The sequence below is a fragment of the Enterovirga sp. genome, from assembly GCF_035325185.1.
Taxonomy (GTDB): domain Bacteria; phylum Pseudomonadota; class Alphaproteobacteria; order Rhizobiales; family Beijerinckiaceae; genus Enterovirga.
The window spans coordinates 1-12509 of sequence record NZ_DAOLAJ010000022.1 but is presented as its reverse complement, the minus strand read 5'-3'; the positions used below and the strand labels follow the sequence as shown (position 1 = coordinate 12509).

At 69.1% G+C, this 12509-nt stretch carries 9 protein-coding genes; 7 read left to right on the top strand and 2 right to left on the bottom strand.

Features of this window, described 5'->3' with window-relative positions; genetic code table 11:
* Both PKD06_RS06600 and glgB read left to right on the top strand, forming a co-directional pair.
* On the top strand, positions 1–1128 hold a 1128-nt coding region (locus tag PKD06_RS06600), incomplete at its 5' end, for a putative maltokinase (protein WP_324378818.1).
* Positions 1125–3308, top strand: a complete 2184-nt coding sequence (gene glgB, locus PKD06_RS06595) for a 1,4-alpha-glucan branching protein GlgB (RefSeq protein WP_324378816.1) — start codon at positions 1125–1127, stop codon at positions 3306–3308. The genes PKD06_RS06600 and glgB, both read left to right, overlap by 4 nt.
* A 46-nt stretch (positions 3309–3354) precedes the next feature.
* Here glgB and PKD06_RS06590 read toward each other — a convergent pair whose 3' ends face one another.
* Entirely contained in the window at positions 3355–5343 is a 1989-nt protein-coding gene (locus PKD06_RS06590; protein ID WP_324378814.1) for an AMP-binding protein, read from the bottom strand.
* Positions 5344–5447: 104 nt separating this feature from the next.
* Positions 5448–6182 carry a GntR family transcriptional regulator gene (locus tag PKD06_RS06585; protein WP_324378811.1) on the bottom strand — a complete coding sequence of 245 codons (735 nt, stop codon included), beginning with the start codon at positions 6180–6182 and terminating at the stop codon, positions 5448–5450.
* Positions 6183–6295: 113 nt separating this feature from the next.
* Here PKD06_RS06585 and PKD06_RS06580 point away from each other — a divergent pair, with 113 nt between their 5' ends.
* The 5 genes from PKD06_RS06580 (at position 6296) to PKD06_RS06560 (ending at position 12295) form a co-directional block, all read left to right on the top strand.
* Positions 6296–7669: an adenylosuccinate lyase family protein gene (locus tag PKD06_RS06580; protein ID WP_324378809.1), complete on the top strand. Its 1374-nt coding sequence runs from the start codon at positions 6296–6298 to the stop codon at positions 7667–7669.
* Between the two features lie 113 nt (positions 7670–7782).
* Positions 7783–9102, top strand: a complete 1320-nt coding sequence (locus PKD06_RS06575; RefSeq protein WP_324378807.1) for a cation:dicarboxylase symporter family transporter — start codon at positions 7783–7785, stop codon at positions 9100–9102.
* Positions 9103–9254: 152 nt separating this feature from the next.
* Positions 9255–10523: a TIGR03862 family flavoprotein gene (locus tag PKD06_RS06570; protein WP_324378805.1), complete on the top strand. Its 1269-nt coding sequence runs from the start codon at positions 9255–9257 to the stop codon at positions 10521–10523.
* Positions 10524–10559: 36 nt separating this feature from the next.
* Positions 10560–11927, top strand: a complete 1368-nt coding sequence (locus PKD06_RS06565) for an AarF/UbiB family protein (RefSeq protein ID WP_324378803.1) — start codon at positions 10560–10562, stop codon at positions 11925–11927.
* A gap of 74 nt (positions 11928–12001) precedes the next feature.
* Entirely contained in the window at positions 12002–12295 is a 294-nt protein-coding gene (locus tag PKD06_RS06560; protein ID WP_324378800.1) for an aa3-type cytochrome c oxidase subunit IV, read from the top strand.
* The last annotated feature ends 214 nt before the right edge of the window (positions 12296–12509 follow it).

Here is a 12509-nt window from a genome sequence, read left to right as displayed (position 1 = left end):
CGCACCCCGTCCGACTTCAAGGCGGACACCGCCATCGATCCCGCCTCCATCCAGCGGATCGCGGCCGAGCATTCGAATACCTCGGTGCGGATCGGCGAGGAGATGGTGCTGAAATTCTACCGGCGCCTGCGCTCGGGGCCCCATCCCGAGATCGAGGTCGGGCGCTTCCTGACGGAGGTGGCCGGCTTCCGCAATGCCCCCGCGACCCTCGGGACGATCGAATACCACGCCCCCGACGGAACGATCGTGGCGCTGGCGCTGCTCCAGAGCTTCGTGCCCAACCAGGGCGACGCCTGGCGGCTGACGCTGGAGACGCTCTCGCGGGAACTCGACATGCTCGCCTTCGCGCCGCCCGACGAGGAGGCGCTGGTGGAGGCGACGGCCCCCTATCTGCGCTATGCGGCGGTGATGGGCCGGCGCACGGGCGAGATGCATGTCGCCCTCGCGACCCCGACGCAGGATGCGGCCTTCGCGGCGGAACCCCTGACCGGGGCCGATATCGAGGCCGTGATCGCCGATGCGAAGGCACAAGCCGAGCGGGCCTTCGCCACCCTGCCCCGCTTCGCCCGCGAGGTGCCGGCCGCCGCCCTGCTCCTGTCCCGGCGCGAGGAATGCCTTGCCCGGCTCGAATCCCTCGCCATCGAGCCGAAGGGCGCCGTCAAGACGCGCATCCACGGCGACCTCCATCTCGGCCAGATCCTCATCGCCGAGGACGACGTGATGATCGTCGATTTCGAGGGCGAGCCGGCCCGCACCTCGGCCGAGCGCCGGGCCAAATACACGCCGCTGCGGGACATTGCCGGCATGCTGCGCTCCTTCGTCTACGCCGCAGACACCGCCGCGCGCGATGTCGCCGCCCGGCTGCCCGAGGCGGGCGAACGGGTGGGGGCGCTGGCGAGCGGCTGGCTGCGCCTGATCGAGGCCGAGTTCCTCGCCGCCTACGAGGAAGCGACCGAGGGCAGCCCCGTCTGGGTCGAGGACGACGAAACGCGCCGCAGGCTGCTGCGGCTGCACCTGCTCTCGAAGGCGCTCTACGAGGTCAATTACGAGGCCGGGAACCGCCCCGACTGGATCGAGATGCCGATCCGGGGCGTCCTCACCCTTCTCGACCAGGGGCCGCCTGCATGACGGCGGGCCCCGAGGCCGTCGCGGCGCTTCTCGGCGCGCGGCACGGCGATCCCTTCGCGGTTCTCGGGCCCCACGAGACCGCGCCGGGCACGTGGGAGATCCGTGTCCTCCTTCCGGGCGCCCTGCGCGTCGCCGTGCTGCCCGACGAAGGCGGGGAGCCGGTCCCGGCCCGGCGGCTCGATCCGGCGGGCTTCTTCGTCGCCCGCCTCGAATCCCCGCGCCGACCCAGCTACCGCCTCGCGATCGACTGGCCGGGCCTTGTCAGGCAGGAAACGCGCGATCCCTACAGCTTCGGCCCGATCCCCGGCTTCGAGGAGATGGCGCGCATTCGCGAGGCGGGCTCCGACGCGCCCCGGCGCCTCCTCGGCGCGCAGGCAGCCGAGGCCGGCGGCGTGGCGGGCATCCATTTCGCCGTCTGGGCGCCCCATGCGCGCCGGGCCAGCGTCATCGGCGATTTCAACGGCTGGGACAGCCGCCGCCATCCCATGCGGCTGCGGCACGAGGCCGGCGTCTGGGAGCTGTTCATCCCCGGCCTCGCCGGCGGCGAGCCCTACAAATACGAGTTGCTCGGGGCGGACGGGAGGCTTCATGCGAAGGCCGATCCCCTGGCCTTCGCGGCGCAGCACCCGCCCGCGACTGCCTCGCGCGTCCATGTAGCCGCTCCTCATGCGTGGCGGGACGGGGCCTGGATGGCGGCGCGCGCGCGGGGCGATCCGGTCCGGGAGCCGGTCAGCATCTACGAATGCCATCTCGGCTCCTGGGCCCGCGGCGCGGGCGGACGCTATCTCACCTACCGGGAGCTGGCCGCGCGGCTGATTCCCTATGCGAAGGATCTCGGCTTCAGCCATATCGAGCTTCTGCCGGTCACCGAGTTCCCCTTCGACGGCTCCTGGGGCTACCAGCCCGTCTCGCTCTTCGCGCCGACGAGCCGCTTCGGCCCGCCAGAGGATTTCATCCATTTCGTCGAGGCGGCGCACGAGGCCGGACTCGGCCTCCTGCTCGACTGGGTGCCGGGCCATTTCCCGAGCGATCCGCACGGCCTCGCCCGCTTCGACGGGACGCATCTCTACGAGCATGCCGATCCGCGCCAGGGCTTCCACCCCGATTGGGGCACCTGCATCTATAATTACGGACGGGAGGAGGTCGCGGCCTTCCTTCTCGCCAATGCCCGCTTCTGGCTCGAGCGCTACCATCTCGACGGGCTGCGCGTGGATGCGGTCGCCTCCATGCTCTATCTCGACTATTCGCGCCGGCCCGGCGAATGGGTCCCGAACAGGTTCGGCGGCCACGAGAACCTCGCGGCGATCGACCTCCTGCGCCACATGAACGAGGCCGTCCATGCGGCCGCGCCGGGGGTCATGACGGTGGCCGAGGAATCGACTTCATGGCCCGGCGTCTCGCACCCGATCGCGGCAGGCGGGCTCGGCTTCGACTTCAAGTGGAACATGGGCTGGATGCACGACACGCTCCGCTTCATGTCGCAGGAGCCGGCGCAACGGCGCCATCACCACCGCGACCTGACCTTCGGCCTCGGCTACGCCTTCTCGGAACATTTCGTCCTGCCGCTGTCGCATGACGAGGTCGTGCACGGAAAGGGCTCGCTGCTCGGCCGGATGCCGGGCGACCGCTGGCAGAAATTCGCCAATCTGCGCGCCTATTTCGGCTTCATGTGGGGGCATCCGGGAAAGAAGCTGCTCTTCATGGGCGGGGAATTCGGCCAGGAGCGCGAGTGGAACCACGATGCCGGACTCGACTGGCATCTCCTGGAGGACAACTTCCATCGCGGCGTCCAGGTTCTGGTCCGCGACCTGAACCGGGCCTTCCGCACGCTCCCGGCCCTGTACGAGCGCGATACCGAGGCGGAAGGCTTCGAGTGGCTCGTCCCGGGCGATGCCGGAAATTCCCTGCTCGCTTGGCTCCGGCGCGGGCGCGACAAGGAACGGATCGTCGTCGCAGTGTCGAACTTCACGCCGACCCCCCGCGAGAGCTATCGCATCGGCGTGCCCCTGCCGGGCTATTACCGCGAGATCGTCAATACGGACGGGGCCGCCTATGGCGGCTCGAACCTGGGCAATGGCGGCGGCCGCCATGCGGCCGGCGAGGAAAGCCACGGCCGCCCCTTCTGCCTTACCCTGACGCTTCCCCCCTTGGCGACGCTGATCCTGGAGAGGGTGGGCTGACGCCTCCCCTCCCCCCACGAAGTGGCGGGGAGGGGAGAGCCCGGCGTCACGCCGCCTTCGCAAGCTCGGCCGGCGCGGTGACCGGATGCCTCTGCATGTCCTGGATCGTCAGCGTCGCGGCGATGACGCCCTTGCGGCCGTCCTCGAAGGTGACCTCGGTGCGGATATCGGCCGTCTTCGAGCCGTCATAGAGCGCCGCGATCAGCGGCGCGTAGCGCTCGGCGATGAAGCCGCGGCGGACCTTCTGGGTGCGGGTCAGCTCGCCGTCATCGGCATCCAGCTCCTTGTGCAGGATCAGGAAGCGCGCGATCTGGGCGCCGCCCATGCGGGGCTCGGCGGCGAGCGACCTGTTCACCTCGTCCACGTGCTCGGCCACCATCGCATAGACGCGCGGATGGGCGGCCAGCTCCTGGTAGGAGGCATAGGTCACGTTGTTGCGCTCGGCCCAGGAGCCCACCGCCACGAGATCGATATTGACGAAGGCCGTGACCATGTCGCGATGGTCGCCGAAGGCCACCGCCTCCTTGATGTTCGGATAGAATTTCAGCTTGTTCTCGACGTATTTCGGCGGGAAGAGCGAGCCGTCCTTCATCTTGCCCACATCCTTCGCCCGGTCGATGATCTTGAGATGGCCCTCGGGATCGAAGAAGCCGGCATCGCCCGAGCGGACATAGCCGTCCGGCGTCTTGGTCTCGGCGGTCTTGGCCTCGTCCTTGTAGTAGCCGACGAAGACGCCCGGCGAGCGGTAGAGGACCTCGCCGCTCTCGTCGATGCGGATCTCGACCTCGGGAGCGGGACGGCCGACCGTGTCGGCGCGGATCTCGCCGTCCGGCTGCATGGTGACGTAGACCGCCGCCTCCGTCTGCCCGTAGAGCTGCTTCAGGTTGACGCCGATGGCGCGGTAGAAGCGGAAGATCTCCGGCCCGATCGCCTCGCCGGCCGTATAGCCGACCTTCACGCGCGAGAGGCCGTACTGGTTGCGCAAAGGGCCGTAGACGAGAAAATCGCCGAGCCCATAGAGCAGCCGGTCCACGAGCCCGACGCTCTCGCCGTTGAGGATGCGCTCGCCGACCTTGTCGGCATGTTTCAGGAAATACTTGAACATGCGCCGCTTGGGCGCCGAGGCGTCCTCCATGCGCACCATGGTCATGGTCAGCATGCCCTCGAAGATGCGCGGCGGGGCGAAGGCGTAGGTGGTGCCGATCTCGCGCCGGTCCGCCGCGACGGTGTCGGGGCCCTCAGGGCAGTTCACGCAGAGCCCGACGATGATCGCCTGCGCATAGGAGAAGATGTGGTCGCCGACCCAGGCGATCGGCAGATAGGCGATGATCTCGTCCGTCTCGGACAGGTGGTCGAAGGACGAGCCGATCTCGCCCGCGCGGATGACATTGTCATAGGTCAGCATCACGCCTTTCGGCCGCCCGGTCGTGCCGGAGGTGTAGAGGATGATGGAGAGATCTCCGCCCCGGCCGGCGTCGCGCAGCGCGTCGAGCCGGGCCCCGGCGCCCGGATCCTTCGCGAGGCTCTCCCGGCCCGCGGCAACGACGCTGTCGATCGAGGCGAGATGGGTGTGGTCGTAGGCGCGAAGGCCCCTCTCCTCATCGTAGAGGATCGTCGTCAGCCTCGGCACCTGGTCCTGGACCGAGAGGAGCTTGTCGACCTGCTCCTGGTCCTGCGCCACCGCGTGCGTCACCTCGGCATGGTCGAGGACGTAGGCCATTTCGTCGGCGACGCTGTCGGCATAGACCGGGATCGGGATGGCGCGCAGCCATTGCGCGGCGGCGATGGTCCAGTAGAGGCGCGGACGGTTCTGGCCGACGATCGCGATCTTCGAGCCCTCCCCGACCCCGAGCCCCGCGAGGCCCGCCGCATAGGCGCGCACGATCTCGTGCACCTCCTTCCAGCTCCAGGATTGCCAGATGCCGAAATCCTTGTGCCGGAAGGCGGGCCGATCCGGCCTGACCCTGGCGTTGCGGGCAAGGAGCTTCGGAAAAGTATCGTCGGCGTCGGCCGGACGACCGGCGGTCACGCTCACGGCTGCTCCTCCCTCGTTCCGCTCCGCGCATTCTAATCCGGAGCACGCCGTTTTCGAAAAGGATCATGCTCAAACTAAAGGATAGGGCGTGACGGCGAGCCGGCTTACTCCCGCTCGCGCCGAAGGCGCATGGAGATCGTGAAGCGGTCGGCCGGATGGATGCTGACCGACACCTCGAAGCAGAACCCGGCGCCGTCGAGATAGTGGCGGACGATCCGCAGGCCAGGCGATCCCTTCGCCACCCCGAGCCGTCCGGTCAGTTCGCCGGGTACGATCACGGCCTCGATCTCCTGGCGGATCTCCGCGATGCGGCGGCCGTAGCGGGTCTCGATCAGCGTGCTGATCAGCGTGTCGGGCGCCTCGCGGATCACCTCTCCCAGCTCCGCATAGGCCGCGTCGAGATAGACGTCCGTCCAGCCGACCGGCGCGGAATCCTCCCCCCCGTTCAGGCGCAGGCTCGAGATGCGCAGCCAGCGCCGCCCCACCGCGCAGCCCAGCACCTTGGCGAGCGCGCGGTCGGCGACGACCTCGGCGATGTCCTGCACCGACCGCCGATGCGTCTCCCCGAACTGGACCAGGTCCTCGACGGTGGCCAGCGAGGGCCGGTAGCCGGCCGCGTGCGGGGTCGCGGCCTCGACCCGCGTGCCCAGCTTCTTGCGGCGCGAGACCAGCCCCAGCTCCTGAAGCTCCCTGATCGCGGCGCGCACCGTGTGGCGGCTCGCGCCGTAGAGGTCGCACAGCTCGAATTCCGTCGGCAGCACGGAGCCGACGGGAAAGCGCCCGCTCGCGATTCCCTCGGTCAGGTCGCGGGCGAGCTGGGCATAGAGCGGATCGGTCATGGCTTCCCATCACCAAAACGCGCCGCGAATGCAATTGCCCGCTTGACTTTATGTCCGGACATAACTTATCACAATCATGTCCGGACATAATCCGGCTCATGAGAGGAAACGCGATGCCAGGACCTGCGATCCCCACAGCCACGACCGTTCTCGATTCCATCCTGTTCCGCGACGCCTTCGGCACGCCGCGCATGCGCGAGGTGTTCTCCGACTACGCGCTGATCTCGCGCTATGCCGAGGTCGAGATCGCCCTCGCCAAGGCCGAGGCGCGCTGCGGGGTGATCCCGCAGGAGGCGGCCGAGGAGATCGCGCGCCTGACGGATGTCTCGAAGCTCGATTTCGACCTCCTGCGGCAGGAGACCGACATCGTCGGCTATCCGATCCTGCCGCTCGTCCACCAGATGGTGAAGCAATGCGGCGAGGCCGGCCGCTACGTCCATTGGGGCGCGACGACCCAGGACATCATGGACACGGCCGTCATCCTCCAGGTCCGCGACGGGCTGAAGATCATCGAGGAGGACATTGCCGGGCTGCGCGCCATCCTGGCCGATCTCTCGCGCAAGTACCGCGACACGCCGATGGCGGGCCGCACCCATCTCCAGCAGGCGCTCCCCGTCACCTTCGGCTACAAGACGGCGATCTGGCTCGCCATGTTCGACCGGCATGCCGAGCGGCTGGAGCAGCTCAAGCCGCGCGTCCTGGTCGGGGAATTCGCCGGCGCCGCGGGCACCCTCGCCTCGCTCGCCGAGAAGGGGCTCGAGGTGCAGGCAGCGCTCTGCGAGGAGCTGGGCCTCGGCGTTCCGGTCTCGACCTGGCACGTCGCCCGCGACGGCCTCGCCGAGGTGGTGAACTTCTTCGGCCTCGTCACCGGCTCGCTCGGCAAGATCGCGCTCGACGTCATGATCATGGCCTCGACCGAGTTCGCGGAGGTCTACGAGCCTTTCGTCAAGGGCCGGGGCGCCTCCTCGACCATGCCGCAGAAGCGCAACCCGATCTCCTCCGAGCTGATGCTCGCCGCCTCCAAGGGCGTGCGCCAGCATGCCGGCCTCATGCTCGACGCCATGATCCAGGATTTCGAGCGCGCGACCGGCCCCTGGCACGCCGAATGGATGGCGATCCCGGAGAGCTTCGTGCTCACGGCCGGCGCCCTCAACCAGGCCAAGTTCGCCCTCGGCGGACTGATCGTCGACGAGGCCCAGATGGCGAGGAACCTCGACATCAGCCGCGGCCTCATCGTGGCCGAGGCGGTGATGATGGGGCTCGCCCCGCAGATCGGGCGCCAGGAGGCTCATGACGTCGTCTACGACGCCTGCCGGGTCGTGAACACGAAGGGCGGCACGCTGGCCGAGGCGCTCGCAGCCGATCCCGAGGTTTCCGGCCGGATCGACCGGGCGACGATCGACCGGCTCACTTCGCCCCGCAACTATCTCGGCCTCGCGCCGCAGATGGTCGACCGCGTCCTGAACGCCGCGCCCCGCAAGGGCTGACGCCCCCTGCGGGCGGCTCCGCTCCGCCCGCTCTCCCACCGCATCCGCATGCCGCAGCCTGGGCCCGAACCCGGGACGGGACAGGCATGCCCGAATTCCTCAGGGAGGAACACATGACTGCCATCGATATCGTCGCTCCAACCCCGCCCCCCGCCCGGAAGAAGGCGCTCTGGAAGAATCTCGGCTTCCAGGTCGTCGTCGCCATGATCCTGGGCGCCCTCGTCGGCTTCCTGTTCCCGTCCTTGGCGACCCAGCTCAAGGTGCTCGGCGACATCTTCCTGCGCCTCATCAAGACCGCCGTCGCGCCGCTCGTCTTCCTCTGCGTCGTGGTGGGCGTCGTCTCGGCCGGCGACTTCAAGCGGATCGGCAAGGTCGGCCTCGTGGCGATGCTCTATTTCGAGATCGTCTCCTCGATCGCGCTCGCCTTCGGCCTCCTCGCCGGGAACCTGCTCGGCCTCGGCAAGGGGATGGCGGAGACGACCGCCGCCACGACCGTCAAGCCGCCCTCCGCGGCCGGCGCCCCGCATTCGACGCTGGAATTCATCCTCAACGTCTTCCCCGACAATTTCGTCGGCGCCTTCGCCAAGGGCGAATTGCTCCAGGTGCTCGTGATCGCGCTCATCTTCGGCGCGGCCCTGCTGAACCTGAAGGAAGACAAGCGCCTGCCGATCGAGAACGCCCTCAACCGCATCTCGGACGTGTTCTTCGAGTTCATCCACCTGATCATGTGGGTGGCCCCGATCGGCACCTTCGGCGCCGTCGCCTATGCGGTCGGCTCCAGCGGAAGCGCGGTCCTCCTGTCGCTGATCTATCTCGTGCTCAGCTTCTATGCGGTGGTCGCCCTGTTCGTCGTGGTGGTGCTCGGCTCGATCTGCGCGCTCTTCAAGATCAACATCTTCAAGTTCCTGGCCTTCATCAAGGACGAGATCTTCATCGTCCTCGGCACGGCCTCGTCCGAAAGCGTGCTGCCGCGCCTCCTCGAGAAGCTGCCGAAATTCGGCTGCTCCAAGCAGAGCGTCGGCCTCGTCCTGCCGACCGGCTATGCGTTCAACCTCGACGGCACCTCGATCTACATGTCGATGGGCGTCCTGTTCCTGGCGCATGCCTACAACGTGCCGCTCGATTTCGGCCAGCAGGTCGGCATCCTCGCCATCATGCTGCTGACCTCGAAGGGAGCGGCGACGGTGTCGGGCGGCAGCTTCGTGGTCTTCGCCGCGACGGTCACCGCGACCGGGGTCCTGCCTCTCGAAGGACTCGCGGTGCTCTTCGGCGTCTATCGCTTCATGTCGATCGCCATCGCCACCACCAACGTCATCGGCAACTCGATCGCGACCGTCGTCACCGCGAAGATCTGCGGGGAGTTCGACGAGGAGATGGCCGAGAGGGCCTATGCCCGCCAATCCGCCGGCGAGGACCTCCTGCAAGCGTCGTGATCCGAAAGGCGGCCGGGCGACCCTCGGCCGCCATCGGCCCCCGCGGGAGCGCGGGGGCCACCGTCCGTCCCGCTTGTGGGCGCGACCGCGAGCCCATAGCCTGGATGCGAAACGGGAGGCAGCCCCTCCGGCCCCACGGCCAGCAAGAGACGATGGCAGCGACGAAGACAGGGATCGCCGTCATCGGCGGGGGGCCGGCCGGCCTGATGGCGGCCGAGGTCGCGGCCTCGGGCGGCGCCGCGGTCACCCTCTACGACGCGATGCCCTCGCTGGGCCGCAAGTTCCTGATGGCCGGGCGGGGCGGCCTGAACCTGACCCATTCGGAAGAGATCGAGGCGTTCCTCGGGCGCTACCGGGAGGCGTCGGGGCGGCTGCGGCCGGCGATCGAGGCATTTCCGGCCCAGTCCCTGCGCGGCTGGGCCGAGGGGCTTGGGGAGGAAACCCTCGTCGGATCGAGCGGACGCGTCTTTCCACGGAGCTGGAAGGCGTCTCCCCTGCTGCGGGCCTGGCTGCGCCGCCTCGGCGGGCTCGGCATCCGCCTTGCGCTCCGCCATCGCTGGACGGGCTGGAGCGCGACGGGCGACCTCCTCTTCGAGACCCCTGAGGGAAGGGTGGCCGTTCGCGCCCCGGCGGCGACGGTGCTCGCCCTCGGCGGGGCGAGCTGGCCCCGGCTCGGCGCGGACGGCTCATGGGTTCCGGTCCTCGCCTCGGCCGGGATCGAGGTCGCGCCGATTCGTCCCTCCAATGCCGGGTTGCGGATCTCCTGGTCGGAGATTTTCGCGCGCCGCTTTGCTGGCCGGCCGCTGAAGCGCATCGCGATCTCCTGCGGCGGAGAGACGCGGCGGGGCGAGGCCATGATCACCGAAACCGGGATGGAGGGTGGCACCGTCTACGCCCTGTCGGCGGCGGTCCGCGCCCAGCTCGACCGGGCGGGCGAGGCGATCCTCCATCTCGACCTGCGGCCCGACCTCTCCGAGGCGGCCCTCGCCGCCGCCCTGTCGCGCCCCCGGGCCCGGCAATCCCTCTCCACGTGGCTGCGAAAGACGGCGGGCCTCGCGCCCGTCGCCATCGGCCTCCTGCGCGAGGGAACGGAGCCGCTGCCGGCCGAGGCGCCGGTTTTGGCGCGGCGGATCAAGGCGCTGCCGCTCCGGGCGGAAGGAACCGCCTGGATCGAGCGGGCCATCTCGACCGCCGGAGGCGTGCGCTTCTGCGAGCTGGACGCGGATTTCATGCTGCGCAAGCGCCCCGGCACCTTCCTCGCCGGCGAGATGATCGACTGGGATGCCCCGACCGGCGGCTATCTGCTCCAGGCCTGTTTCGCGACGGGAGCCGCGGCGGGACGGGGAGCGCTCAGGCACCTGTCGCACGGCCTTTCCGGGGGAGCCGGGGTGGACGGGGCGCCCATCCGGTCCCATCTCTGACTCATTTCCGGCCGCCCGGCGCAGGACAGGACGACCATGCCCCCCGACCGCGAAGCCAATCGTTTCTCCGCCCGCGCCGCGCGCTACGCCAAGGTGGGTGCGGGCGTCGGCGGCGTCGCGGCGCGGCTGGCGACCCAGCGCCTCCTCGGGCGCGAGGGAACCGGCTCATCCGACGCAGCCGCCCTCGCCGCGGCGCTCGGCGGGCTGAAAGGCCCGATCATGAAGGTCGCGCAGCTTCTCGCGACCGTGCCCGACCTCGTGCCGCCCGAATATGCCTCCGAATTGCAGAAGCTCCAGAGCGAGGCGCCCCCCATGGGCGCGGCCTTCGTCACGCGCCGCATGAGGAGCGAATTGGGCCCGGACTGGCGCGCCCGCTTCGGCTCCTTCGATCTCAAGCCCGCCGCCGCGGCCTCGCTCGGCCAGGTGCATCGCGCGAGCGCGCCGGACGGCGCCCCGCTCGCCTGCAAGCTCCAATACCCGGACATGCAATCGGCCGTGGAGGCGGATCTGCGCCAGCTCGACCTCGTCTTCGCTGTACATCGCCGCCTGACGAGCGTGATCGACACCCGCGAGATCGCCAAGGAGATCGGCGCGCGGGTGCGCGAGGAACTCGATTACGAACGCGAGGCCAAGCATGCCCGCCTCTATGCCGGGGTGCTCGGCAAGACGCCCGAGGTGCGGGTGCCGGGCGTCCATGGCGATCTCTCGACGAAGCGCCTGCTCACGCTCGACTGGCTCGAAGGCACGAAGATCCTCGGCTTCAAGACCGCGCCGGTCGAGATCCGCAACCGCCTCGCCGTCGCGATGTTCAAGGCATGGTGGCATCCGGTGGCGCAGATCGGCGTGATCCACGGCGATCCGCACCTCGGCAACTACACCGTCTTCTCCGAGGGCGGCGAGGCGGCCGGGATCAACCTGCTCGATTACGGCTGCATCCGCATCTTTCCGCCGAGATTCCTGGCCGGGGTGGTCGATCTCTATCTCGGCCTCCTGCATGGCGAGCGCGACCGGATCGTGCATGCCTACGAGACCTGGGGCTTCAAGCGCCTCGATGCGGAGCTGATCGACATCCTCAACATCTGGGCGCGCTTCATTTACGGGCCGCTTCTGGAGGATCGGGTGCGCACCATCGCCGACGGCGTGAAGCCCGGCGAATACGGCCGCCGCGAGGCGTTCCGCGTCCATCAGGCGCTGCGCGAGAAAGGCCCGGTCACGGTGCCGCGGGAATTCGTCTTCATGGACCGCGCCGCGATCGGGCTCGGCGCCGTGTTCCTGCACCTGGACGCGGAGTTGAACTTCCACCGCATGTTCCGGGCCGAGATCGAGCATTTCGACCGCGATGCGCTCGCCGCGCGCCAGTCCGCCGCCCTGGCGGAGGCCGGCCTGCCGGCTTCCGCCCCCTGAATGCGCCGCGCGCGATTGCGAGCGGCGTTTCCTTGCGGTAACAGCGAAGCAACGGGGTAGTCGGGGGACGCCTGATGGCGCAGACGAGCATGGATCCGGCCGCGGCCTATCGGCCGGAAATGGACGGCAAGGCGCATGAGCGGACCTATGGCGGGTTCCTGCATTTCGCCGTCGTCGGCACGGTCTTCGTCGCCTGCATCGTGGTCGCCCTCGCCGTCGGCGGCGTGCGCCACGCCTGGCCCACCGCGGCCTTCATGGTCATCCTGGCCCATGTGGCGGCCGCCATCGGCCTCGTCTCGGCGGCGATCTCCTGGCGCGCGCCGGCCGCCATCCTCGTCCTGCTGCTGATCATGCTGCTGCTGTACTGAGCAGCCCGGTCCTATTCGCCGACAAGACATCGCCCGCCCCGGACGGGGCGGGCGATGTCTTGATTCGTGTCGCCTGAGAGGGCTGCAACCGTCTCCCAGGACCAACTCAAAGCCCGCACCAGCAAACTGGGTGAACGACCAGAGCGTCCTGCGGCGGGGAAAGCCCCGCCGCAGTCCCTTATGCGATCTGGGGGATGAGCTTGTCGATGGAGGC